At 63.3% G+C, this 25,124-nt stretch carries 23 protein-coding genes; 6 read left to right on the top strand and 17 right to left on the bottom strand.

The features are described 5' to 3' along the window. Window positions 1-42: 42 nt before the first annotated feature. Entirely contained in the window at window positions 43-1,044 is a 1,002-nt protein-coding gene (locus NDO48_RS14485; RefSeq protein WP_267321681.1) for a 2-hydroxyacid dehydrogenase, read from the bottom strand. 173 nt (window positions 1,045-1,217) lie between these two features. On the opposite strand from NDO48_RS14485, the gene NDO48_RS14480 reads away from it, so the two are divergent. After that, window positions 1,218-1,775, top strand: a complete 558-nt coding sequence (locus NDO48_RS14480; protein ID WP_018426214.1) for an SH3 domain-containing protein — start codon at window positions 1,218-1,220, stop codon at window positions 1,773-1,775. A 159-nt stretch (window positions 1,776-1,934) separates the two neighbouring features. Here the strand turns inward: NDO48_RS14480 and irrA are convergent, their stop codons facing one another. Beyond that, entirely contained in the window at window positions 1,935-2,360 is a 426-nt protein-coding gene (irrA, locus tag NDO48_RS14475; RefSeq protein ID WP_018426213.1) for an iron response transcriptional regulator IrrA, read from the bottom strand. A gap of 248 nt (window positions 2,361-2,608) precedes the next feature. On the opposite strand from irrA, the gene fabA reads away from it, so the two are divergent. The 4 genes from fabA (at window position 2,609) to NDO48_RS14455 (ending at window position 6,933) form a co-directional block, all read left to right on the top strand. Further along, window positions 2,609-3,130: a 3-hydroxyacyl-[acyl-carrier-protein] dehydratase FabA gene (gene fabA, locus NDO48_RS14470; protein WP_026226830.1), complete on the top strand. Its 522-nt coding sequence runs from the start codon at window positions 2,609-2,611 to the stop codon at window positions 3,128-3,130. Window positions 3,131-3,160: 30 nt separating this feature from the next. Then, window positions 3,161-4,384 carry a beta-ketoacyl-ACP synthase I gene (gene fabB / locus NDO48_RS14465; protein WP_018426211.1) on the top strand — a complete coding sequence of 408 codons (1,224 nt, stop codon included), beginning with the start codon at window positions 3,161-3,163 and terminating at the stop codon, window positions 4,382-4,384. A gap of 10 nt (window positions 4,385-4,394) precedes the next feature. Further along, complete coding sequence (fabI, locus tag NDO48_RS14460) at window positions 4,395-5,207, top strand: enoyl-ACP reductase FabI (protein WP_026226829.1); 813 nt, start codon at window positions 4,395-4,397, stop codon at window positions 5,205-5,207. 196 nt (window positions 5,208-5,403) lie between these two features. Further along, window positions 5,404-6,933, top strand: a complete 1,530-nt coding sequence (locus NDO48_RS14455) for a putative bifunctional diguanylate cyclase/phosphodiesterase (RefSeq protein WP_018426209.1) — start codon at window positions 5,404-5,406, stop codon at window positions 6,931-6,933. 100 nt (window positions 6,934-7,033) lie between these two features. On the opposite strand, the gene NDO48_RS14450 is transcribed toward NDO48_RS14455, so the two are convergent. The 11 genes from NDO48_RS14450 to rimP all read right to left on the bottom strand — a co-directional run bounded on the left by NDO48_RS14450 (window position 7,034) and on the right by rimP (window position 19,975). Then, window positions 7,034-8,050 (bottom strand): class I SAM-dependent methyltransferase, encoded by a 1,017-nt coding sequence (locus NDO48_RS14450; protein ID WP_267321680.1) that lies wholly within the window; start codon window positions 8,048-8,050, stop codon window positions 7,034-7,036. A 255-nt stretch (window positions 8,051-8,305) separates the two neighbouring features. Further along, complete coding sequence (gene pnp, locus NDO48_RS14445) at window positions 8,306-10,453, bottom strand: polyribonucleotide nucleotidyltransferase (RefSeq protein WP_267321679.1); 2,148 nt, start codon at window positions 10,451-10,453, stop codon at window positions 8,306-8,308. Window positions 10,454-10,822: 369 nt separating this feature from the next. Beyond that, on the bottom strand, window positions 10,823-11,197 hold the full coding sequence (gene rpsO, locus NDO48_RS14440; protein ID WP_018426206.1) for a 30S ribosomal protein S15: 375 nt from the start codon (window positions 11,195-11,197) through the stop codon (window positions 10,823-10,825). A 57-nt stretch (window positions 11,198-11,254) separates the two neighbouring features. Then, entirely contained in the window at window positions 11,255-12,331 is a 1,077-nt protein-coding gene (gene corA / locus NDO48_RS14435) for a magnesium/cobalt transporter CorA (protein ID WP_026226827.1), read from the bottom strand. Between the two features lie 66 nt (window positions 12,332-12,397). Continuing rightward, the gene (truB, locus tag NDO48_RS14430) at window positions 12,398-13,345 is read right to left on the bottom strand and encodes a tRNA pseudouridine(55) synthase TruB (RefSeq protein ID WP_018426204.1); all 948 of its coding nucleotides are present in this window, start codon (window positions 13,343-13,345) and stop codon (window positions 12,398-12,400) included. A gap of 1 nt (window position 13,346) precedes the next feature. Further along, window positions 13,347-13,754, bottom strand: coding sequence for a 30S ribosome-binding factor RbfA (gene rbfA / locus NDO48_RS14425; protein ID WP_026226826.1), 408 nt, complete (start codon window positions 13,752-13,754; stop codon window positions 13,347-13,349). Window positions 13,755-13,806: 52 nt separating this feature from the next. Further along, window positions 13,807-14,343 carry a hypothetical protein gene (locus tag NDO48_RS14420; protein ID WP_018426202.1) on the bottom strand — a complete coding sequence of 179 codons (537 nt, stop codon included), beginning with the start codon at window positions 14,341-14,343 and terminating at the stop codon, window positions 13,807-13,809. A 9-nt stretch (window positions 14,344-14,352) separates the two neighbouring features. Continuing rightward, window positions 14,353-17,022: a translation initiation factor IF-2 gene (infB, locus tag NDO48_RS14415; protein ID WP_018426201.1), complete on the bottom strand. Its 2,670-nt coding sequence runs from the start codon at window positions 17,020-17,022 to the stop codon at window positions 14,353-14,355. Further along, a complete protein-coding gene (locus NDO48_RS14410; protein WP_018426200.1) occupies window positions 17,019-17,669 on the bottom strand; it encodes an RNA-binding protein in 651 nt (216 codons plus the stop codon). The genes infB and NDO48_RS14410 overlap by 4 nt, the downstream gene beginning before the upstream one ends. Before the next feature lie 32 nt (window positions 17,670-17,701). Continuing rightward, window positions 17,702-19,288 (bottom strand): transcription termination factor NusA, encoded by a 1,587-nt coding sequence (gene nusA / locus NDO48_RS14405; RefSeq protein ID WP_018426199.1) that lies wholly within the window; start codon window positions 19,286-19,288, stop codon window positions 17,702-17,704. A gap of 51 nt (window positions 19,289-19,339) precedes the next feature. Then, window positions 19,340-19,975 (bottom strand): ribosome maturation factor RimP, encoded by a 636-nt coding sequence (gene rimP / locus NDO48_RS14400; protein WP_018426198.1) that lies wholly within the window; start codon window positions 19,973-19,975, stop codon window positions 19,340-19,342. A 287-nt stretch (window positions 19,976-20,262) separates the two neighbouring features. On the opposite strand from rimP, the gene NDO48_RS14395 reads away from it, so the two are divergent. Next, window positions 20,263-20,427 carry a hypothetical protein gene (locus NDO48_RS14395; RefSeq protein ID WP_198292840.1) on the top strand — a complete coding sequence of 55 codons (165 nt, stop codon included), beginning with the start codon at window positions 20,263-20,265 and terminating at the stop codon, window positions 20,425-20,427. A gap of 240 nt (window positions 20,428-20,667) precedes the next feature. Here NDO48_RS14395 and NDO48_RS14390 read toward each other — a convergent pair whose 3' ends face one another. The 4 genes from NDO48_RS14390 to NDO48_RS14375 form a co-directional block, all read right to left on the bottom strand. Continuing rightward, window positions 20,668-22,224: a tripartite tricarboxylate transporter permease gene (locus tag NDO48_RS14390; protein WP_018426196.1), complete on the bottom strand. Its 1,557-nt coding sequence runs from the start codon at window positions 22,222-22,224 to the stop codon at window positions 20,668-20,670. 28 nt (window positions 22,225-22,252) lie between these two features. After that, window positions 22,253-22,741, bottom strand: coding sequence for a tripartite tricarboxylate transporter TctB family protein (locus NDO48_RS14385; RefSeq protein ID WP_267321678.1), 489 nt, complete (start codon window positions 22,739-22,741; stop codon window positions 22,253-22,255). Continuing rightward, window positions 22,738-23,682, bottom strand: a complete 945-nt coding sequence (locus NDO48_RS14380) for a Bug family tripartite tricarboxylate transporter substrate binding protein (RefSeq protein WP_018426194.1) — start codon at window positions 23,680-23,682, stop codon at window positions 22,738-22,740. The genes NDO48_RS14385 and NDO48_RS14380 overlap by 4 nt, the downstream gene beginning before the upstream one ends. A 300-nt stretch (window positions 23,683-23,982) precedes the next feature. Next, window positions 23,983-25,047 (bottom strand): ABC transporter substrate-binding protein, encoded by a 1,065-nt coding sequence (locus NDO48_RS14375; RefSeq protein WP_018426193.1) that lies wholly within the window; start codon window positions 25,045-25,047, stop codon window positions 23,983-23,985. Window positions 25,048-25,124 lie beyond the last annotated feature (77 nt).

Below are 25,124 nucleotides of genomic sequence, written 5' to 3'. Positions count from 1 at the left end.
CGCATCCTCACGGAAATCCGCGTCGCATTTTCCTGGATTTGCTCAGGTCCTGAGTGGCAATACGCGATCCGGCGGGCGATGTCCGTCGACATGGGCGCGGATGTTAATGATGACCTTTTCGCCCATGTCGATGCGACCTTCGATGGTAGCCGAGCCCATATGGGGCATCAGCACCACCTTGCCCTTGGCCGCCAGCTTGAGCAGCTTCGGATTCACCGCCGGCTCATGCTCGAAGACATCGAGGGCAGCACCCGCCAACTTGCCGTCCTGCAGCATCTTGACCAGTGCATCCTCGTCGATGATGTCGCCGCGGGCGATGTTGACCAGGTAGGCATGCGGCTGCATCAGCGCCAGCCGCCGGCCCGACAGCAGATGGAAGGTCGCCGGCGTCGACGGGCAGTTGATCGAGATGATGTCCATGCGGGCGAGCATCTGGTCGAGGCTCTCCCAATAGGTCGCCTCCAACTCGTCTTCCACCGACTGCAACACGCGGTGACGGTTGTGATAGTGGATCGACAGGCCGAAGGCCTTGGCGCGGCGGGCAACGGCAGTGCCGATGCGCCCCATGCCGACAATGCCCAGGCGCTTGCCCCAGATGCGGCGGCCGAGCATCCAGGTCGGCGACCAGCCCGCCCATTTCTTCTCGGTGGCCAGGATGTTGGCGCCCTCTGTCAGCCGGCGCGGCACCGCCAGCATCAGCGCCATGGTCATGTCGGCCGTGTCCTCGGTCAGCACGTTCGGCGTGTTGGTGACAGTGATGCCGCGCCGCGCCGCGGCGGCTACGTCGATCTTGTCGACGCCATTGCCGAAATTGGCGATCAGCTTGAGGTTGGGGCCGGCCTGCTCGATCAGGGCTGCATCGATCATATCGGTCACCGTCGGCACCAGCACATCGGCTTCCTTGACGGCCGCGACCAGCTCGGGCTGTGTCATGGGCCTGTCGTCGACATTGAGCCGCGCATCGAACAATTCGCGCATGCGCGTTTCCACCGGGTCCGGCAGCTTGCGCGTGATGACGACGAGAGGCTTTTTTCGGCCGGTCATTCTTTCCTCGACGAAGATCCCGTTGAGACCTCTTTAACCAAGACCGGTGAAACTGGAAACCAATCACCGCGCGGTAATTCTGTGTAACAAGCAGCGCCGCCGAAGACAAAGAAAAAGGGGCGCCCCGTCAGGCTGAAAGCCCGAGGCGTCGAGTGTTGACAGAGGTTACGGAAGTGTCTGGTTTCGCGTCGCTTCGCCTGGCCGCCAGCGTGGCACTGGTGGGTCTTGCTTTCGTTTCGCCCGGTGCCGGCAATGTCGGCCAGGCAGTCGCTGCCCAGCAGGGCACGCTCGGACCGAGCGGCCTGCCGTTGCCGCGATTCGTCAGCCTGAAGGCTGGCAAGGTCAATTCGCGCATCGGCCCCGGCGCCGACTATCCGGTCGACTGGCTCTATCTCAAGCCCGGCCTGCCGATGGAGATCATCCAGGAATACGACAACTGGCGCCGTGTGCGCGATGCCGACGGCGCCGAAGGCTGGATCAACCAGACGCTGCTGTCGGGCCATCGCACGGCAATCACCGCCCCCTGGCAGCGCGGCAAGCCGGCACAGATCAGCCTGCTGGCCAAGCCCGATAAGGAATCCCGCACCGTCGCCTTGATAGAGCCCGGCGTCGTTGGCTCGATCAAGCGCTGCAACGGCGAATGGTGCGAAATGAGCTTTGCCGGAACCACGGGCTGGCTCACCCAGTCGCAGCTCTGGGGCGCCTATCCCGGCGAGACCATCGAGAACTGATGGGCGAGAACTGATGGGCGAGACCTGACGGGCCGGCCGAAGAGTCAAACCTTCGGCGGCCCATATCTTTGACTGCATCACCTTGCTTGACCGGCGAACTCAAGCCAGTGGACGCGTCCAGCCCGGCGACACGACAATAATTGGGAACAACGCGCCGGCTCAGGCCGTGCGCTTGGGCCTCAGCCTCACCACGATATCGACATTGGCGATCTCCATGCCTTCCGGGGGTTCCGGCAGGTTGGACACACAGACCGAATTCGACTCGATGTCGAAGATGCGGTTCTCACCCTCGATATAGAAATGGTGGTGGTCCGACGTGTTGGTGTCGAAATAGGTCTTCGAACCTTCAACGGCGAGAATGCGCAGCAGGCCCGCGTCGGTGAACTGGTGCAGGGCGTTATAGACGGTTGCGAGCGAGATCGGCACGCCAGCGCCGAGCGCCTCTTCGTGCAGCTCTTCGGCCGAGAGGTGGCGGTCTCCCTTGGCGAACAGCAGTTCAGCCAGCGCGACGCGCTGCCGCGTGGGCCGCAGGCCTGCGTCGCGAACGCGCGCTTCCACAACAATGCTTGCCTTGCGAGTGTCCACTCGTGCCTCGTCGAAGTTTGACTTCGCCCCATTCAAGACCCGCCGGGTACACCAATGGCGCGATATGCCGCCGGCAAGCTATGTCAGACATATATTCTGTAGCTCAAATGCGATCAATAGCGCGCATTGACCCGGACCAATGGTCGCGCTAAGCGCAAACGCCGGTTTCCGGCTTGAGACAGTCTGTGCTAGTGAGAGCACACAAGAAGGGCGGGCACCGCCCGAGAAACTTAGACGGGATGGTGTTCATGGCCGATCAGAAATCCAGCTACGGCTACGAGGAACTGCTGGCTTGCGCCCGCGGCGAGCTGTTTGGACCCGGCAATGCACAGCTGCCCGCTCCGCCGATGCTGATGTTCGATCGCATCACCGAGATCAGCGAGACTGGCGGCGAGTTCGACAAGGGCTTTGCCCGTGCCGAATTCGACATCAGGCCGGACCTCTGGTTCTTCCCTTGCCATTTCATCGGTAACCCCATCATGCCGGGCTGCCTTGGCCTCGACGCCATGTGGCAGTTGACCGGCTTCTACCTCGGCTGGCTCGGCGAGCAGGGCAAGGGCATGGCGCTCTCCACCGGCGAGGTGAAGTTCAAGGGCATGGTCACACCTTCGGTCAAGAAGGTCGAATACGGCATCGATTTCAAGCGCGTCATGCGCGGCCGCCTGGTCCTGGGCATCGCCGATGGCTGGTTGAAGGCCGATGGCGAGACCATATACAAGGCCACCGACCTTAAGGTCGGGCTTGCGAAGCAGGAAGCCGCGGCCGTCTGATTGGCCCCATACACTGGACCGGAGATTTTCATGAGACGTGTCGTCGTAACGGGCCTTGGCATCGTATCGTCCATCGGCAACAACGCCGACGAGGTGACGGCATCACTGCGTGACGCCAAGTCCGGCATCAGCTTCTCCAACGATTTCGCCGAGCACGGCTTCAAGTGCCAGGTCTGGGGCGCGCCCAATCTCGACACGACCGAGCTGGTCGACCGTCGCGCCGCCCGCTTCCTGTCGCAGGGCGGCATGTGGAACCATGTCGCCATGAAGCAGGCGATCGCCGACAGCGGCCTCGAAGAGAGCGTCATCTCCGGCAACCCGCGTACCGGCATCATCATGGGCTCAGGCGGCCCGTCGACCCGCACCATCGTCGAGGCCGCCGAGATCACCCAGAAGAACAACTCGCCCAAGCGCATCGGGCCGTTCGCGGTGCCGAAGGCGATGTCGTCGACGGCCTCGGCGACGCTCGCCACCTGGTTCAAGATCCACGGCGTCAACTACTCGATCTCGTCGGCCTGCTCGACCTCGGCACATTGCATCGGCAACGCCGCCGAGATGATCCAGTGGGGCAAGCAGGACGTCATGTTCGCCGGCGGCCACGAAGACCTCGACTGGACCATGTCGAACCTGTTCGACGCCATGGGCGCGATGTCGTCCAAGTACAACGACCGCGCCTCGGTCGCCTCGCGCGCCTATGACCTCAACCGCGACGGCTTCGTCATTGCCGGTGGCGCTGGCGTTCTGGTGCTCGAAGAGCTCGAACATGCCAAGGCGCGCGGCGCCAAGATCTATTGCGAGCTGGTCGGCTACGGTGCGACGTCTGATGGTTACGACATGGTCGCCCCGTCAGGCGAAGGCGCGATGCGCTGCATGCGCCAGGCGCTGTCGACGGTGAAGGGTGAAGTCGACTACATCAACACCCACGGCACCTCGACGCCGGTGGGCGATTCGAAGGAAATGGGCGCGATCCGCGAAGTGTTCGCCGGCAAGCTGCCGAACATCAGCTCGACCAAGTCGCTGACCGGCCATTCGCTGGGTGCGGCGGGCGTGCAGGAATCGATCTACTCGATCCTGATGATGCAGGGCGGCTTCATCGGTGAGAGTGCCCATATCGAAGAGCTGGACCCCGAATTCGAAGGCATGCCGATCGTGCGCAAGCGCATCGACAACGCCAAGATCGATACGGTGCTGTCCAACTCCTTCGGCTTCGGCGGCACCAACGCCACTCTCGTTTTCCAGCGCCTCTCGGCATAGGGACACCGACATGGACGGATTGATGAAGGGCAAGCGCGGGCTCATCATGGGCGTCGCGAATGACCACTCCATTGCCTGGGGCATCGCGCAGAAGCTCGCCGAGCATGGTGCCGAGCTTGCCTTCACCTACCAGGGCGAGGCCTTCGGTCGCCGCGTCAAGCCGCTGGCCGAAAAGGTTGGCGCCGAGATCCTGGTGCCTTGCGACGTCGAAGACAGTGCCTCGGTTGCTGCTGCCTTTGAGACGCTAAGGGAAAAGTGGGGCGGCATCGACTTCCTGGTCCACGCCATCGGCTTCTCCGACAAGAACGAGCTCAAGGGCCTCTACGCCGATACCACGCGCGAAAACTTCGTGCGCACCATGGTGATTTCGTGCTTCTCGTTCACTGAGGTGGCCAAGCACGCCGCCGCGCTGATGAATGACGGCGGCTCGATGATCACCCTGACCTATGCCGGCTCGGTGCGCGTCATGCCCAACTACAACGTCATGGGCGTGGCCAAGGCCGGCCTCGAGGCGAGCGTGCGCTATCTCGCCAACGACTACGGCCCGCGCGGTATCCGCATCAACGGCATCTCGGCCGGCCCCGTGCGCACGCTTGCGGGCGCCGGCATCGCCGATGCGCGTCACATGTTCACCTACCAGCAGCGCAACTCGCCGCTGCGCCGCTCCGTGACCCTCGACGAGGTCGGCGGCTCGGCGCTGTATCTGTTGTCCGACCTGTCGTCAGGCGTCACCGGCGAGATCCACTACGTCGATTCGGGCTATCACATCGTCTCGATGCCGACGCTGGATGAGCTCAAGCAGATGGATGGCGGGCGCGACTAGTGCCCGCCCCCGAAGATCGGAAACGGTTTTCGGAAAGGACCATGCACTGGTTCAAGACACATGAAGCGCCCTGCGCGTTCTCATAGACGCGCGGTGCGGCAACAAAGCCAATCCCTGCTAAAATTGTAGACAATCGCAGCAAGCGATCTTAACTCGCCAAACGGTAGAAAGTCCGCGCAAGTTAGGAACACTACGCATGCCCGCCGCCAAAAACCCCAGCCGGACGCCTCTGTTTCGGTTCGTCACCATAGCCACTTCGGGGCTGGGCAGTTTCATCCTGGCCGTGTGGGGCATGAAGCTCGCATTCGGCGGCCAGATCGCCGGCATGCCTGTCGAGAGCGTCGGAGCGATCATCGCCGCGCTTTGCGCATTGGCGGCCTCGGTGGCCGCCATGTCGTTCTTCGCCGGCGTCGACGAATCCGCTGATTACGTTTTCAACGAGACCAATTTCGACAAGCTGACCGGACTCTTTGCCCGCACCGCCATGGTCGGCAAGATCGCCGAAGCGGCATCCGCCACCGCGCGCACCGGCAAGCCCATATTCCTCATCGACATCGACATCGACCGCTTCAAGCAGATCAACGACGCCATCGGCTACTGCAACGGCGACGCCCTGATCCGTGCCTTCACCGCACGCCTCAGGGCAGCACTGCCGGACGACATCGTCCTTGGCCGCATCGGCGCAGGCGAGTTCGCCATCCTCTGCCCCGACCGGCAGGTCGACGGTTCGCTGGAAGCGCTGATCGACCGCATCGTCGAGGACGTCATGCAGCCCTACCCGCTGCCGTCGCACGTCCAGTCGGTCAACGTGTCCGTCGGCGTCGTCGCCATGCCCAAGGACGGCAACGACCCGGTGCAGCTGCTGCGCCGCTCGAACCTGGCACTTCAGAACGCCCGTGCCAACGGCATCGGTTCCTGGACAGTGTTCCATCCCGACATGGGCAAGGTGGCCGAGCATCGCCAGTGGGTCGAATCGGAACTGCACGTGGCGCTTGAGCGCGGCGATTTCGACCTGCATTACCAGCCGCAGCTCGACCTGACCTCGGGTCGTGTCGTTGGCTACGAGGCCCTGATCCGCTGGCGCCACCCGGAGCGCGGCATGATCCCGCCCGTCGACTTCATCTCGGTCGCCGAGGAAACCGGCATGATCGCCCCGATCGGCGAGTGGGTGCTGCGCAAGGCCTGCGTCGACGCCCAGCTGCTGCCGGACGATTGCTTCGTTGCCGTGAACATCTCGCCGGTGCAGTTCATGACCCGCGACTTTGTCGGCATCGTCGCCAAGATCGTCGAGGAAACAGGCATCGCGCCGAAGCGGCTCGAGCTCGAGCTGACCGAATCGGCAATGATGCAGGACCGTGACCGTGCCGCCGAAATCCTGAGGCAGCTGACTGCGATGGGCATTTCGGTCGCCGTCGACGATTTCGGCACCGGCTACTCCAACCTCGCCTATCTCATCGACTTCAGCTTCAACAAGCTAAAGATCGACCGCTCCTTCGTCAGCCGCATGGAAACCGACAGCAGCTCGGGCGCGGTGGTCTCGACCATCGTCGGCCTGTCCAGGGCGCTCGGCGTGCACACCATCGCTGAAGGCGTAGAGACGGAAAACCAGGCGACGCTGCTGCGCGCCGCCGGCTGCCAGGTCGTGCAGGGTTATCTGTTCGGCCGGCCGGCGCCGCTCACCCTCAACGAGATCCCCGCTGCGAGGGCCGCCGCCAGCATTCACTGACTGCCATGCGTCCTGCCGGACGCGCCCTTCCTATTGCAAGCACCTCACCCTTTCCGAAACCGCTCGCGGTATCCGACCGATAACGAGGATGGCACGCCGATCAGCGCCGTGCGGCCCAGATCCTGAAACCACCGTCGAGCGCCAATTCCTGATGCCAGGAGAATGACGCCGCCAGCACCGGCTGGTAGGGCAGATGGCGGTTGGCGACCATCAGCAGCCGGCCGCCGGGCTTGAGGGCGGCGGATGCGGCGCGGATCAGGCGCTGGCCGACCTCCGGGTCGCCTTCGCGATCCTGGTGGAAGGGCGGATTCATCACCACCATGTCGAAGCGCCGCTCCACCGGCTCCTTGAGCAGGTCCTGCCAGTGGAAGCGAGGTTCCACCAGCGCCGTCCGGACATTGCTCCTGGACGCCTCCAGGGCGTCGAAATCGGCCTCGAAAAGTTCGAGAGCCTTGAGTTCCTTGGCCCGAGCTGCAACTTCGGCCGCGACATAGCCCCAGCCGGAGCAGAAGTCGGCGACCTTACCCTTGATGTCATCAGGCAGATGCTCGACCAGCAGGCGCGAGCCGGTGTCGACGCGGTCGAAGGAGAACATACCCGGTGCTGTGCGGAACCGGTCCTCGACCAGCGTTTCGGGGTTGTCGGCGCGCAGCGCCGCCGCGGCAGCAAGCGCGACCTCGTCGCGGCGGAGCCACAGTACCGTGCCGTGGTATTTAGGCAGGTGATCGACGATCTCGATAAGGCCGCCCAGCCGCTTGCGCAGGCTGGCAATGCCGTCCTCCTTGCCTCCGGCGATGACGATCGTACCGCCCTCGCCTGTCCGCTCGATGGCGTCGGCGATGCGCAGTTCGTTGAGGCCGCGATGGCGGCCGGCAAGCACCAGCGCCAGGTCGTAGCCTTCGCCTTCGGCGCGCTGCACGACATGGTGGCCGGCGGATTGCAGCGAAACGAAATGGGGCCGGAAGCCCTGCACCAGCGTGAGTTCGGCACCGAAACCTTCAGGCAACCTGAAGCCCGGCTCTGCACCGAGAAACAGCGCCCGCGTCCCCTTCCCCGGCAATGACAGGGCCTCGGCTTCGAATGGATAGAACAGGGTTTTCAGTGCATCGCGCGACATGGCCAATCCTTACACATCGTATTTCTCCGCGCCCCCCTGGCCTGCCGGCCATTTCGCCAATATCCAACGTGGCAATTGGCAAAGGACCGCCAACGCCGGAGTTCCTGATCTTCCCTTGCGAGGGAGATGGCCGGCAAGCCAGAGGCGGGCGCGAAGAAACGCCTAGCCCGCAAACCGCACTCCGTCCGGCCGCCTCAAAACGAAAACGGGCGCGACCTTCCGGTCACGCCCGCTTCATATCAGCAGTTCAGCCTATCAGGCGGCGGTTTCTTCGCCTTCGGCCTTCTTTTCCTTGGCAATTTCCTTGCCGGTCTCCTGGTCGACGACCTTCATCGACAGGCGGACCTTGCCGCGCTCATCGAAGCCCATCAGCTTGACCCAGACCTTGTCGCCTTCCTTGACCACGTCAGAGGTCTTGGCAACGCGGTCGTTGGCAAGCTGCGAGATGTGGACGAGGCCGTCGCGCGGGCCGAAGAAGTTCACGAAGGCGCCGAAGTCAGCGGTCTTGACGACCGTGCCTTCGTAGATTTCGCCGACTTCCGGCTCAGCCACGATGGTGTGGATCCACTTCTTGGCCGCCTCGATCTCCTTGGCGTTCGATGAAGCGATCTTGACCGTGCCGTCGTCCTCGATGTTGATCTTGGCGCCGGTCTTCTCGACGATCTCGCGGATGACCTTGCCGCCCGAGCCGATGACTTCACGGATCTTGTCGGTCGGGATGTGCATGACCTCGATGCGCGGAGCGAACTCGCCCAGTTCCTTGCGGCCTTCCGACAGAGCCTTCGACATTTCGCCGAGGATGTGCAGGCGGCCGTCCTTGGCCTGGCCGAGCGCGATGTTCATGATCTCTTCGGTGATACCGTCGATCTTGATGTCCATCTGCAGCGCGGTGATGCCGTTGGTCGTGCCGGCCACCTTGAAGTCCATGTCGCCGAGGTGATCCTCGTCGCCCAGGATGTCGGACAGGACAGCGAAACGCTCACCTTCCTTGATCAGGCCCATGGCGATGCCGGCAACCGGCTTCTGCAGCGGAACGCCGGCATCCATCAGCGCCAGCGAGGTGCCGCAGACGGTGGCCATCGACGACGAGCCGTTCGACTCGGTGATCTCGGAGACGACGCGCAGCGTGTAGGGGAACTGCTCGGCGGCCGGCAGCATCGGGCGGACAGCGCGCCAAGCGAGCTTGCCGTGGCCGATTTCGCGACGGCCGGGCGAACCCATGCGGCCGGTCTCACCGACCGAGTAGGGCGGGAAGTTGTAGTGGAGGAGGAACTTCTCCTTGTACATGCCGGTCAGCGAGTCGACATACTGCTCGTCTTCGCCGGTGCCGAGCGTGGCAACGACCAGCGCCTGGGTCTCGCCGCGGGTGAACAGCGACGAACCGTGGGTGCGCGGCAGGACGCCGACTTCGGAGACGATCGCGCGGACCGTCGACAGGTCACGGCCGTCGATGCGCGAACCGGTGTCGAGGATGTTCCAGCGCACGATCTTGGCCTGGAGTTCCTTGAACACGGTGGCGACCTTGTCGGCCGACCACTTCGGAGCTTCTTCGCCTTCAGCGGCGAAAGCAGCCTTGACCTTGGCCTTGACCGCGTCGACCGCGGCGTAGCGGGCCTGCTTGTCGGTGATCTTGTAGGCGTCGCGCAGCTCGCCCTCGACGATCTTCAGCATCTCGGCTTCGAGATCGGAATAGTCGGGCGCGGTGAAATCGCGCGGGTCCTTGGCAGCCACTTCGGCCAGCTTGATGATGGCATCGATGACCGGCTGGAAGCCCTTGTGGCCAAACATGACGGCGCCGAGCATGACGTCTTCAGCCAGCTCCTGGGCTTCCGACTCGACCATCAGCACGGCAGCGTCGGTGCCGGCGACAACGAGGTCGAGCTTGGATTCCTGCATCTCGTCGATGTGCGGGTTGAGCACGTATTCGCCGTTGATGTAGCCGACGCGGGCGCCGCCGATCGGGCCCATGAAGGGCACGCCCGAGAGCGTCAGCGCTGCCGAGGTGGCAACGATCGACAGGATGTCGGGATCGTTCTCGAGGTCGTGCTGGACGACGGTGACGACGATCTGGGTGTCGTTCTTGTAGCCGTCGGCGAACAGCGGACGGATCGGGCGGTCGATCAGGCGGGAGACCAGGGTCTCCTTCTCGCTCGGACGTCCTTCACGCTTGAAGTAGCCACCCGGGATCTTGCCAGCGGCGTAGGTCTTTTCCTGGTAATTGACGGTCAGCGGGAAGAAATCGAAGCCCGGCTTCGGCTCCTTGGCCGAGACGACGGTGGCGAGAACAACGGTTTCGCCGTAGGTGGCGAGAACGGCAGCGTCAGCCTGGCGGGCGATCTTGCCGGTCTCGAGGATGAGCGGACGGCCGCCCCATTCGATTTCAACTTTGTGGTGATTGAACATGTTCTGTCCTTCGTAGCGGGAAAGGCCAGACACCGCTTGCGGCGCCCCTTTCCCTGGCTGTTTGACGCGAGGTCCCGGAAAGCCATGTGGCCTTCCCTGGGGTTGCGCGCCTGCTTCGGTTTGGCCAGCCACGGGCAAGACAACAAGAAGCTCGGCACCCATGCTTGCCGCTGATAAGCGGCTGGCCGAACGTCCTGCAATCCTGCCCCATGACCGTCCACGGGTGGTTCGGGCGCGTCATCATGGCGCTCCGGAACCGTTTTCGGTGCGACCATGCCCTGTGGCCTGGCCGGACCGATGGACCGCCGGATCGGCAGCCCGAATGCACGACCGGCGGGCTCCCTGAACAGGAACCCGCCGGTCAATTCATCAGCGGCGGAGACCGAGCTTTTCGATCAGCGTCTGATAACGTGCGTCGTCCTTGCGCTTGAGGTAGTCAAGCAGCGAACGACGCTGGGAGACGAGCGCCAGAAGACCACGACGGGAGTGGTTGTCCTTCTTGTGGTCCTTGAAGTGCTCGGTCAGGTTCTTGATGCGCTCGGAGAGGATGGCAACCTGGACTTCCGGAGAACCGGTATCGCCCTTGACGGTTGCGAATTCGCTCATGAGTTCCGACTTGCGCTCGGCAGTGATCGACATCGTGTTTTTCCTTTCGATCTTGAGGAAACGGGACGCCCACGGCCGGGATGTCGTCCAGCTGGGGCCGATGAACAAAGCGTCAAAAGGCGCAATGTTGCGGCGCATATAGTGGAATTTGGCAGCAAAAGCCAGCTATTTCGCAAGCCGGCTCCGGGGCGTCCTTCAAAGCCACCCGCGCCGCTTGAAAATGACCACCAGCGTAATCGCGACGAACGCCATGAAGCTGAGTGCCGCCGGATAGCCGTAGACCGACTTCAGTTCCGGCATGTTCTCGAAGTTCATCCCCCAGATGCCGGCAAGGAAGGTGAGCGGGATGAAGATCGCCGAAACGATGGTCAGGACACCGATGATCTCGTTGGTACGGGCCTGCGACAGCGACAGATGCATCTCGATCAGGCCGATCATCGTCTCGCGCTGAGATTCAACCGTTTCTGAAAGCCTGATCGAATGATCGAGCGTGTCGTTGAAATAGACCTTGGTCTCGGCCGAGATGAAGGAGGCATCCGCGCGTACCAGCGTCGTCAGCGCGTCGCGCAGCGGCCAGATCGTGCGCTTGAGCAGATTTGTCGCCCGGCGCAGCCCGTGCAGTTGGCTGATGTGGTGCTTCCTGGGGGCGGCCAGCAATTCGTCTTCGATGGCGTCAACCTTGTCGCCGGTGGCATCGACGATCGGAAAGTAGCTGTCGACCACGGCATCGATCAGCGCATAAGCGAGGTAGTCAGCCTTGCGGTGACGCAGGCGGCTCGGGTTCGACGTACGGATGCGCCGGCGCACCGGCTCGAACGGGTCGCCCTGGCGCTCCTGGAATGTGACCACGAATTTGTCGCCGAAGAAGAACGAGATCTGCTCGTAGCGGCCAGTCTTGGCGTCGTCGATCATCGACAGCACGAAGAAGGCATGCTCGTCGAAAAACTCGGCCTTGGGCCGCTGGCCGGTGTTGACCACGTCCTCCAGCGCCAGCGTGTGCAACCCAAATATCCGGCCGATATCCTCGATCAGGCCGACATTGGCGAGGCCGACGCAGTCGAGCCAGATCAGCGGCCACTGCTCGCAGGCAGCAGCGACATCGTCGAGGCTGGCATTGTCGACAAACTCGCAGGCTTCCGGGGAGATCAGCGTCAGGTTGAGCGCCGACTGGCGCGCCGCGGGGTCGGCGATAAGCGTGCCGGGCGAAGCGCCCACTGGCGCCCGTCTGATATGCCTATGCCCACGTTTCACGACAGTTTCAGCCTCTGCCATCGCATCTCGCTCGCGGAATCACCACGAGCGATCCTTTCGGAAATGGATGCGACCGACAAGCTCGACCTATGCCGTGAAGACACGCTTGGGCTTGAACATGCCCTGCTCGATGGCGCCGATGGCGACCAGGCGGCCGCGGGACAGGGCGCAGGCTTCCTCGGCTTCCAGCGGCGCATCGCGGCCACGCACGATGACGGGATTGCCGAGCCTTATCTTGGTCGCGGCCTCGTCGGTGACGTTGACCTGCGGCAGGCAGTCGAGCGCGGCCGAGGTATCGACCACGAATTCGTCGATCGCCTGGAAATCCCAGCGGCCCTCTTCGCCCTCCGGCTGGCCGGCAGCACGCGCGGCTTCCAGTTCGGCTATGGTGACGAAATCGTCCGCGGTGAACGGCTCGACCTCGATGCGGCGCAACTCAGAGATGTGGCCGTAGCAGCCGAGGTCGCGCCCCATGTCACGGGCCAGCGAGCGCACATAGGTGCCCTTGCCGCATTCGATCTCGAAAACGGTGCTGTCGGCGCTGTTCTCGACGATGTCGAGTCGGCCGATCTCGATCTCGCGTGCCGGAATGTCGACGGTCGCGCCTTCGCGGGCAAGATCGTAGGCGCGTTCGCCGGCGATCTTGATCGCCGAGAATTGCGGCGGCGTCTGCATGATGACGCCGGTGTAGTTCGGCATGATGGCGCGGATGTCGGCTTCATCAGGACGGTTGTCCGAGGTCTTTGTCACTGGCCCCTCGAGGTCGTCGGTCGATCGCTCTTCGCCCCAGGCGACGGTGAAACGATAGACCTTGGCGCCGTCCATGACATAAGGCACGGTCTTGGTGGCTTCGCCGAGCGCGATCGGCAACATGCCGGAAGCGAGCGGGTCAAGTGTGCCGGCATGGCCGGCCTTCTCGGCATTAAACAGCCACTTCACCTTGGACACCGCCTCGGTGGAGCCCATGCCCACAGGTTTGTCCAGCACCAACCAGCCGGAGACGGGCCGGCCTTTCTTCTTGCCGCGACGCGACATGTCAGTCTTCCTTGTCTTCTTCGCCGTCGAGGTCGCGCGCCACTTCGGGCGAGCGCAGCAGATCGTTGATCTTGGCGAAATTGTCGTAACTGGTGTCCAGCCGGAAACGGAATTCCGGCATGTATTTCATCTGCCTGAGAGCGAATGAAACACGGCCACGGATGAACTTGGCGTATTTGTTGAGGGCCTCGATGACCGCATTGGGGTCCTTGGCGCCGAGCGGCGACACGAAGGCTGTGGCGATCTTGAGGTCGGGCGACATGCGCACCTCGGTGATCGAAATGACAGTGGTCTCGATCACCGGATCGATGATCTCGCCGCGCGGCAGCATTTCGGACAGCGCATGACGCACCTGCTCGCCGACGCGAAGCTGGCGCTGTGACGGGCCTGTAGTAACTTTTTTATTCATTGTAACTTCTTCGCTTACTTTGGAGGTATCGAACCTCCCGTCTGCCCCATCTTCAGGCGACAGGCCGCATGTATAGATCTTTGTATGCTCGAACCTTGTGATATGCTGCGTGCATTTCACCCAAGGATCCGAAGGCGCTTTGCGGCACATACCAGCGTGTGTTGATCGCCTCAAACACTATCCCATACTTGAGACAGTATATTCGACGCACAGCGATCCAGGCCACTTCCTCTGACACGTAAGGCGTCCTGTTAGAGACACCCTGCTCCGAGATAGATGTAACAATCTCGATGGGCTCGAATGGCTCAACTTTCGTCCGCCGTCCAATAGCCTGGAGAAGCAGATACAGGCTGCAAAATAGTGCACCTAGCGAAACCGCAAGCGCGAACGGAAGCACCAGATTCAAAGCACTTACGGCGGCAACCGCGGCAACGAAAGCCCCTAAAACCGCCACCCCAAGGAAACGCACGGCGCTCATAAGTGTTCGCCGACGCTTCTTTCTATCGAACAGTTTGTAGGCGAACTCGTCGTCCCGCACCGAGAAGACGTATCGAAACTCCAGTTTATCCAATGCTGGAGTTTCGATCATCGCGATTCCTTACAGCCTTCTGGTCACCATCTCGACGCGGAAGCACTCGATGACATCGCCCTGGCGCATGTCTTCGTAGTTCTGGAAGGCCATACCGCATTCCTGGCCGACCGGCACTTCGGAGACTTCGTCCTTGAAGCGCTTGAGCGTCTTGAGCGTGCCTTCGTGGATGACCACGTTGTCGCGGATGAGGCGGACGCCCGCACCGCGTTCGACCTTGCCTTCGGTGATGCGGCAGCCCGCAACCTTGCCGACCTTGGTGATGTGGAACACTTCGAGGATCTCGGCATTGCCGATGAAGGTCTCGCGGCGTTCCGGCGACAGCAGGCCCGACATCGCATCCTTAACGTCATCCACAAGGCTGTAGATGATATTGTAGTAGCGGATCTCGATACCCTGTTGCTCAGCGGCGTGACGCGCCTGTGCATTGGCGCGGACGTTGAAGCCGATGATCGCCGCACCCGACGTTTCGGCGAGCGTGACGTCGCTTTCGGTGATGGCGCCTGCGCCAGCATGAACGATACGCGCACGCACCTCGTCGGTGCCGAGCTTGTCGAGCGCGGTAACGATCGCTTCGACCGAACCCTGCACGTCGCCCTTGATGATCAGCGGGAACTCCTTGAGACCGGACGACTGCAGCTGCGACATCATCTGCTCGAGCGAGCCGCGCTGGGTTGCGTGCTTGGCCACAGCCTTGTCACGCGCCAGACGCTGACGGTACTCGGTGATCTCGCGGGCACGGGCTTCGTTGTTGACCACGGCAAAGCGGTCACCAGCCTGAGGCGTGCCCTGAAGGCCGAGAATCTCGACGGGCATGGAAGGCGGAGCCTCCTCGACATGTGTACCGCGGTCGTCGACCAGCGCGCGGACACGGCCCCATTGGTTGCCAGCGACGAGGATGTCGCCCGGCATCAGGGTACCGGTCTGGACGAGGACGGTCGCAACCGGACCGCGACCCTTGTCGAGCTTGGCCTCGATGACCACGCCCTCGGCCGTACGGTCGGGGTTGGACTTCAGGTCGAGCACTTCGGCCTGAAGCAGGATGGCCTCGAGCAGCTTGTCGAGATTGGTGCCGTTCTTGGCCGAAACCTCGACGTCGAGCACTTCACCGCCCATCGATTCCACGAAGACCTCGTGGCGCAGCAGCTCGGTGCGCACCTTCTGGGCGTCAGCCGACGGCTTGTCGATCTTGTTGATCGCCACAATGATCGGAACACCAGCCGCCTTGGCGTGGTTGATGGACTCGATCGTCTGCGGCATCACACTGTCGTCAGCCGCAACCACCAGGATGGCGATATCGGTCGCCTGGGCGCCGCGGGCACGCATCGCCGTGAAGGCGGCGTGGCCGGGGGTGTCGATGAAGGTGATCTTCTGACCATTCTTCTCGACCTGGTAGGCGCCGATGTGCTGGGTGATGCCACCGGCTTCGCCCGACACGACATTGGCGTTGCGGATGGCGTCGAGCAGCGAGGTCTTGCCGTGATCGACGTGACCCATGATGGTGACGACAGGCGGACGCGACACCAGATCCTCGGTGCGGTCGGCAATGTCGAACAGGCCTTCTTCAATGTCGGACTCGGCAACGCGGCGGACCGTGTGACCAAACTCGCCAGCCACCAGCTCGGCCGTATCGGCGTCGATGACGTCGCCCGGCTTCAGCATCTGGCCCTGCTTCATGAAGAACTTGACGACCTCGACAGCGCGCTCGGACATGCGCTGCGCCAGTTCCTGGATGGTAATGGTCTCAGGGAGAACAACCTCACGCACGATCTTCTCGCGCGTTTCCTGATGCATCGCACGCTTGAACTTCTCCTGACGGCGACGCATCGCCGACAACGACCGCGAGCGCGCATCGCCATCCACAGACGACAGCGCCGTGTTGAGCGTCAGCTTGCCACGACGGCGGTCGTCTTCGGTCTTGGTCTTGGCCGGGCGTGCAATCTCAGGCGTCGCGATGCGACGCACCGGCGTTGCAGCGCTCGGACCAGCACCTGCTCCGATCCCTGCTCCACCGCCATTGCCGACGCCAGTGCGGCCGGCACCAGCGGTGCCGCCGGTACGGCCGCGCGGACGGGCGTCTTCTTCCTCGTCTGCGGCATTGGCCTGCACGGCGCTGGGCGCGCGACGGCGAGCCTCTTCCTCGGCGCGACGGCGGGATTCGGCCTCGGTCTTGAGACGGGCTTCTTCCTCGGCCTGGCGACGGGCGGACTCTTCGCGCTCCTTGCGGCGACGCTCATCTTCCTCGGCGCGGCGGCGCGCATCTTCTGCGGCGCGGGCGCGCTCTTCCTGCTCGCGGACAACCGAACCTTCAAGCGCGCGGCGGCGCGCTTCCATCTCGCCGCGCGACAACTCGTTCAGCACCATGCCGGAGCGCTCAGGCTGCGGACGCGGGGTCTCGCGCACCACGGGCGCCACGGTCACGGGCGCAACAGGCTGCGGCCGCGGCGCGACAGGCGCCGGCGCGGGAGCCGGGGCCTGCACCTGGACCGGCGCAGGCTCGTGCTTTTCGCCAGGCATGGAGAACTTGCGCTTCTTCGTCTCGACGACGACCTGCTTCGTGCGGCCGTGCGAGAAGTTCTGGCGCACCGTTCCCTGCTCCGCGCCCGGGCGCTTCAGCGTCAAGGTCTTCTTCGGAGTGACGCTCAACGTGTTGTCATCGCCCGATTTGCTATCGCTCATTCCATATCCTCTGCGGCATCATCGTCGTCGGCAATCGCCGCAATCATTGCCAGATCATCCGGGGATCCGCCCCGATATCGGTCAAGCGCAACCATGCGCTTTACGACCGCCTTGCCCGCGTCTCCCGCGAGAACGGCAGCATGTATCACATTTGTTGCCCCCAATGCCAAACCCAATTCCGCTTCGGAAAAAAGTTTGTAGGCGGGCGTGGCAGGCCCGCCCAGATAGACTGTCGCCCTACGGGCCTGGGTGATCTTGCGGACGCCATCTTCGGCGCCCTCATAAGCGTGAAGCACCAGAAGTGCTTTTCCGTCACGTACGTTTGCATCGACCTTGGCGGCGCCGAGCACCACCAAACCGGCCTTGCGGGCAAGCCCGAGGGAGCCGAGCGCCGATTTTGCAAGCAGCGCATCCACCATGGCGCCCATATCGGGCGGCACGATGACAGGCATCTTGAAGGCGCGGGCAAACATGCCCTTGGCCGCAGCCTTGTCGACATGTAGGCGGTCGGCCGTCACCCAGCAACCGCGGCCGGGCAACTTTCTCTTGATGTCGGGAAAAACAGTCGAATCGGGGCCGACGACGAAACGGATCAGATCATCCGTTTCGCCGGCCTGGCGCGTGACGATGCAGGTGCGATCGTTCATGTCGTCCAAAGCTATCTCCGGCCCCGCCCACGTCACTCACCGGCGACGTCGGCGGCTTCTTCAGCCGCTTCGTCTTCGGTGATCCAGCCTGCCTTGCGGCGGGCGGCAACGACCATCTGCTCTGCATCAGCGCGCGACACGCCGTAATCGGCCAGAACGCCCGGATAGAACTTGGTCTCTCCGTCCTTGCGCTCCTTCCAGCCGACGAGATCGTCGGCGGCGTAGCCGGCGAAGTCCTCGACCGTCTTCACGCCGTCCTCGCCGAGCGCCACCAGCATCGCGGTGGTGATACCGGGGATCTCGCGCAGCTCATCCTGGACGCCCAGCGTCTTGCGCTTGTCGTCGTGCTCGGCCTCGATCTTTTCGAGGTATTCGCGGGCGCGGGTCTGGATTTCCGAAGCCGTGTCTTCGTCGAAGCCGTCGATCGATGCGATCTCGTCAGCATCGACATAGGCCACTTCCTCAACCGAGGTGAAGCCCTCGGAAGCCAGCACCTGGCCGACCATCTCGTCGACGTCGAGCGATTCCATGAACAGGGTCGAACGCTCGACGAATTCCTTCTGGCGGCGTTCCGACTCTTCCTGCTCGGTGAGGATGTCGATGTCCCAGCCGGTCAGCTGCGAAGCCAGGCGCACGTTCTGGCCGCGGCGGCCGATGGCCAGCGACAACTGGTCGTCGGGAACCACGACTTCGATGCGCTCTGCGTCCTCGTCGAGAACGACCTTGGCGACTTCAGCCGGCTGCAGGGCATTGACGATGAACGAGGCTGCGGAAGGCGACCACGGAATGATGTCGATCTTCTCGCCCTGGAGCTCGCCGACGACGGCCTGGACGCGCGAACCGCGCATACCGACGCAGGCGCCGACCGGGTCGATCGAGCTGTCACGCGAGATGACGGCGATCTTGGCGCGCGAACCGGGGTCGCGGGCAACCGACTTGATCTCGATGATGCCGTCGTAGATCTCAGGCACTTCCATGGTGAACAGCTTCGCCATGAACTGCGGATGGGTACGCGACAGGAAGATCTGCGGGCCGCGTTGTTCGCGGCGCACGTCGTAGACATAGGCGCGGACGCGGTCACCGTACTTGTAGTTCTCGCGGGGGATCAGCTCGTCGCGGCGGATGATGGCCTCGCCACGGCCGAGGTCGACGATGACGTTGCCGTATTCGACACGCTTGACGGTGCCGTTGACGATCTCGCCGATGCGGTCCTTGTATTCGTCATACTGACGGTCACGCTCTGCTTCACGCACCTTCTGGACGATGACCTGCTTGGCCGACTGGGCGGCGATGCGACCGAAATCCATGGGCGGCAGCTGTTCGGCGATGAAGTCGCCGAGCTGGGCATCGGGGTTGCGCTCGCGTGCCGAGGCCAGCGCGATCTGGGTGGCGTAGTCATCGACCTTCTCGACGACTTCCATCAGGCGCTGCAGCTTCATCTCGCCCGTGTTCGGGTTGATGTCGGCGCGGATGTTGGTCTCCTGGCCATAACGCGAGCGCGCGGCCTTCTGGATCGCATCGGCCATGGCGGCGATGACGATCGACTTGTCGATCGACTTCTCGCGGGCGACCGCATCGGCGATCTGCAGCAGTTCGAGCCTGTTGGCGCTTACAACCATTGTCTTTCTCCCGGAGCTTCCGGCCGGACCATGCCCAGCCACTCGGCTCTATCAATCTTCCGTTTCGGTTTCTTCGTTTTCGTCCGCATCGTCGGCGTCATCGCCACGATGCTTCTTGGCTTCCTTGCGAGCCCTGTTGTCCTTGCTCAAGGCATCGCGGATCAGGTCGTCGGTCAGGATCAGCCGGGCATCGGCAATCGTGTCGAAGGGCACGCGCACCGTCGGCTCCTCGCCGTAAGCGGCCTGGTCGCGCTGGATCAGGATGCCTTCGTCGTCGGCCTCGGCGATCTTGCCGCGGAAGCGCTTGCGGTCGGCGACCATCACCGAGGTCTCCATCTTCACGAGATGACCAACCCAGGCAATGAAGTCCGACTTGCGCACCAGCGGCCGGTCGATGCCCGGCGACGACACTTCGAGATGATACGCCTTTTCGATCGGATCATCGACATCGAGGGCCGGCGAAACCGCACGGCTCACCTCTTCACAATCCTCGACGGTCATGGTGCCGTCTTCGCGCTCGGCCATGATCTGCAGCGTCAGGCCGTTCTGCCCGGACAGGCGGACACGCACGAGACGGAAGCCAATGCCGCGAAGCACGGGCTGGACGATCAGGGCAATGCGGGCGTCGATGCCAGTCTCGCGGACGATGCGATCGTCGCCTGCCTGTTCGACTGCGTTTTCGGTCATAGAATCTCCAGACGGTCGGCAGGTAACAAAAAAGAGCGGGACCGGGTGGACCCACTCTTCGTCATACCGACCAAGAATTTGTCGCTGATATAACCGAAGGCGCCGCCCCTTTCAAGTCCCGAGGACGATGGCGCCCCCGGCGTCGGCCGGCGTCCACAGGCGATCATTAACCGACCAATGCAGCAAACGCATGGCAAACATGCGCAGCCGCCACTGGTAGTTCCCTTTGCGTCACCTATATTTGCTGCGTTGCACAAAAAATGATGCAGCGCGAAAGGATGATGAAGATGAACGCCCGCAAGCCCCTTGGACGCATTGGCAACCTGGTTCGCACGCTCGGCAGCGCCGTCGCCGCGGCTGCCGCGGTCGAGCGCGGTTACCGTCCTGACAACAAGGATCTGGTCATGCTGGGTATCGATCCCCGGCACTTCGACCGCATCCGCCGCTACTGATTTCACGACTTCAGGGTAGAGAGCGCCCACGGGATCGGGCTCGTCCTCACGGACAGCCGCAGATCCGACGTGATGCAACGTCTTTTGCACCTTTGAGATGCGGCGTTGCAGCAGCGCTCCGGAGCGGTGGTCCTGGCGGATTCACCGCTCTGTCGCCCTGGATCCCCCCACAGGCGGGGCAAAGAAAAGCCGAAGCGCGATCTCCCGTGCTTCGGCTTTTTGTCTCAAGGACTGAAAGTCTCAGTCTTCGTTGGCGCCGAGTTGGGCCAGCACCTTTCCGCGGCCGCGCGCCCTGAGATAGAGCGGCAGCAGCACAGCAGTTGCGGCCAGCAGCAGCAGCACGATCGCGATCGGCGAATGCACCAGAATCGACGGGTCGCCCTGGCTGATGGCGAGCGCGCGGCGAAGCTGCTGCTCGGCCATCGGCCCAAGGATGAGACCAACGACCACGGGCGCAATCGGATAGCCGAAGCGGCGCAGGCCATAACCGAGCAAGCCGAATGCCAGCAGCATGCCGAGTTCGAACGACATCGGCCAGGTGAACAGGCCTCCAACGTTGAGCTGAAAGACGGCCGAATTGGCGCCAATGGTACCAAGCGTCGCAAACAGCAGGATGCCGGCATAAAGCCACGGCGTCGGAATGGTCAGCAGTCGCACCCACACACCGATCAGCGGCAGGTTGAGCACCAGAAGCATCAGGTTGGCGACCAACAGCGAGGCAATCAGGCCCCAGACCAACTGTGGGTTGGTGGCAAATAGAAGCGGACCGGGCTGCAAGCCGAACTGCTGGAAGCCGGCCAGCATGATCGCGGCCGTGGCCGTGGTCGGCAGGCCGAGCGTCAGGAGCGGCACCAGCGTGCCGGCAGCCGATGCATTGTTGGCAGCCTCCGGACCGGCAACCCCCTCGATCGCACCATTGCCAAACTCTTCCGGCTTCTCGGCAAGCTGCTTTTCCATCGAATAGGACAAGAAGGTGCCGATCTCGGCGCCACCAGCCGGCATCGCGCCGATGGGGAAGCCCACGGCGGTTCCGCGCAGCCACGGCTTCCACGACCGCCGCCAGTCCTCGCGGGTCATCCACACGGACCCCTTGATCGCCTGAATGGTCGACTCGCCACCTTTGCTTGCCGCGACTGTGAGTGCTTCGCCGACGGCAAAGAGTGCAACCGCCAGCGTCGTCACCTCGACGCCGTCGAGCAGGTCGGGGATGCCGAAGGCAAGGCGCGCCTGGCCGGTCTGCAGATCGATGCCGATGAGGCCGAGCGCCAGGCCGATGAACAGTGCGGTGAGGCCACGCAGCGTCGAGTCGCCGAAGGCTGCCGACACGGTCATGAAGGCCAGGATCATCAGCGCGAAATATTCGGCCGGGCCGAAAGACAGCGCCATCTTGACGACAGTCGGAGCAATGAAGGCAAGGCCGATGGTGGCAATCAGGCCGGCAACGAAGGAGCCGATGGCAGCGGTCGCAAGTGCCGGGCCGCCGCGTCCGGCGCGGGCCATCTTGTTGCCCTCGAGGGCCGTGACGATCGACGCGCTTTCGCCTGGTGTATTGAGCAGGATCGACGTGGTCGAACCGCCATACATACCGCCATAATAGATGCCGGCGAACATGATCAGCGATCCGGCAGGGTCGAGCTTGTAGGTGACCGGCAGGAGCAGCGCCACAGTGAGCGCCGGGCCGATGCCGGGAAGAACGCCGACGGCAGTGCCGAGCGTGACGCCGATAAGCGCATAGAGCAAGTTCATCGGCTCAAGAGCGATGAGCAATCCCTGCGCCAGCAGACCGAACGTATCCATTGAGATGCCAAGCTCCCTTGATAATCGCTCAGAACAGCAGGTGTTCGAGCGGGCCGGCGGGCAGCGAGAGCTGCAGACCCTTGGCGAAGATGATGTAGATGACGAAGGACAGCGCGATGCCGATCGGGATCGTCTTCCACAGCGGGCCGCGGCCGAATGCGCGCGCGGTGCAAGCGAAGAGCAGCCCGGTGGCAAACGAGAACCCGGCGTACTTCAGGAGCAGCATCTGGGCAGCGAGGCCGCCGACGATCCAGAGGATCGGGCTGAGTTCCTGGTGCTCGCGCTCGGGGAAGTCACCGCGCATCGCTTCGAACGCGGTCCAGATCGACAGGCCGAAGAAGGCGACTGCGATCACATAGGGGAAGGTCGTCGGCCCGACGCGGGCGTAGCTTCCGCCGGGGGCGTGGCTTGCCGTGCTCCAGGCGATCACGACAGCGACCACCATCAGCAGGGCGGCGATGACAAGCGCCGCCCGATCCGGGCGGCGCTTCTCGTTTTGCTGGGTATCCCGGCTCATTTCACCAGGCCGATGTCTTTCAGGATAGCGGCGGTAGCGTCGGTATCCTTCTTGAGCTGGGCTGCGAAGTCGTCGCCGGCGAGGTAGGTGTTGGCCCAACCCTTGTCGGCGAGGATCTTTTCCCACGAAGCCGACTTGACCATCTTCTCGACGTCGGCGAGCACGGCTGCCTTCTGCTCGGCCGAGATGCCGGGGGCAGCGGCGACCATGCGCCAGTTCTGGATGGCGACGTCGATGCCGGCATCCTTGAAGGTCGGGGCGTCGACGCCTTCGACCTTTGCGTCGGACGAGATGCCGAGGATGCGCAACTGGCCAGCCTTGATCTGCTCGGCGAACTCGCCGTAGCCGGAAATGCCGACAGTCACCTGGCCACCGAGGATAGCAGCAAGCGCTTCACCGCCGCCGGAATAGGCGATGTAGTTGACCTTGGTCGGGTCGACGCCGGCAGCCTTGGCGATCAGGCCAGCGGTGATGTGGTCGGTACCGCCGGCCGAGCCGCCGCCCCAGGAGACCGAACCCGGATCAGCCTTCAGCTTGGCGACGAGGCCAGCCATGTCCTTGATGTCGGAAGCGGCCGGAACGACCAGGGCTTCATACTCGCCGGTCAGACGGGCAATCGGGGTGACCTGCTCGAGCGTGACAGGCGAGGCGTTGGTCAGGATCGCTCCGACCATGACGTAGCCGCCGACGATCAGCTGGGCTGCGTCGCCATTGGCCTGGTTGACGAACTGCGCGAGGCCGATGGTGCCGCCGGCGCCCGGGACGTTGTTGACCTGAACCGAGCTGGAGATCTTCTCGTCCTGGAGTGCGGTCTGCATCGAACGGGCGGTCTGGTCCCAGCCGCCGCCAGGCGCTGCCGGAGCCATGATCTTGTAGTCGGCTGCAAATGCCGGCAGGGCGAGCGCGCCTGCGATGATGGATGCCAATACGAACTGCTTCATTGCTGTTCCTCCCTTGCCCGCATGCGCGGTGCAAAATGCTTGTCAGTTTCTCAGCCGGCACGTCAGGCGGAAACCCGGAAGCAGATGGGAAGGAGACCGGCAGCAATGGCCGATCATGCGCAACGTTCCAGCCCCTCTCTTCGGCGCTGATCGCGCCGCCGGGCAGCCTTTGGGGAACGTGTTTGAAGTCCTCCCGAACTTTCCGAGCCTCACCGCCTCCACGGACAGGCCAGAACTTCCCTATCGCAGCAACCTGACATCAGACTGACAGCGAAGCAACTGGTTGGGAACAAACCGATATCAGGGGCTGCGCAGCGCCTCGTTCCAGCGCTCGATGACGCGCGAGCGCTTGACCTGGTCGAGATAGACCATCAGACCCGGACTGACAGGCACCGGCCGCAATTGCCCGCCCAGCACCTCCTGCATGCGGTTGGCGGTGTTCTCCCCCGACACCTCCGGGTTGACTGCAGCGATATGCAGCTGTCGTGCCAGAACCGTCTGGCCCTCGGCCGACATGAAATATTCGAGATAGCGGCGGCCGAGGTCGGGTGAGCGCGCGGCGGCGGGTACAAGCCCGATGCGCGACATCACCACCGTATAGTCCTTGGGCAATACGATGCCGACATTGGGATCGCGCGCCGCCCAGTCGGCGGCGTAGGAGCCCAGGATGTTGTAGCCGAGCACGAAGCGGCCATCGGCGATGCGCTCGAGGATCGCGCCGCTGGTCGAATAAAGCTTCACGCCGGCTGCACCCATGGTACGGATGACCGACCAGATGTCGGGATATTGCTCCTGGTCGCGCGCCATGAACATGAAGCCGACGCCCGAGCGCTCGATATCGTAGGTGGCGATGCGGCCATAGACCCTGTCGCCCTGCGCCCTGAGGAAATCGACCAGCTGGCCACGCGTCGCCGGTGGCGGCGAATCCCTGAAGCTCGGCTTGTGGTAGACGAAGACCGCCGGCTCGAAGGTCAGCGCATAAGCGGTGTCGCGCCAGTTGGCCCAGCGCGGCCACAGATCCGACAGCGGCAGGCGGCTTTCCTGGGCATAGCCATCATTGGCAAGCTTGACCTGCAGGTCCATCGCCGACGAAAAGGCGATGTCGGCGGTGCCCCTGCCCTCGTCGGTCTCGGCAACGACGCGGTCGTAAATCTCGGTCGTCAGAAGATCCTCGTAGCGCACGGCGACATCTGGGTTGGCCTTCTGGAAGCCGTCGATCATCGGCTTCGCCAACGGTGCGTCGAGCGACGAATAGACAATCAGCGTACGCGCCTGCGTGTCGCCGTTGAGCGCCGGAAAGACGGTCACCTCGGCAAGTGCGGGCGATGCGAGACAAATGAAGGCGATGAGGACGGCAAGGCGCATGATGGCGCGACCATGCAACAGTAGCGCGCTGGGCACAACGGCGAAGCGTCATCAGCAGGCTGGACCTTTGCCCATCA

This window comes from Aminobacter sp. MET-1, assembly GCF_026521175.1.
Classification (GTDB): Bacteria; Pseudomonadota; Alphaproteobacteria; order Rhizobiales; family Rhizobiaceae; genus Aminobacter.
This window is presented reverse-complemented; position numbering and strand designations above follow the sequence as displayed.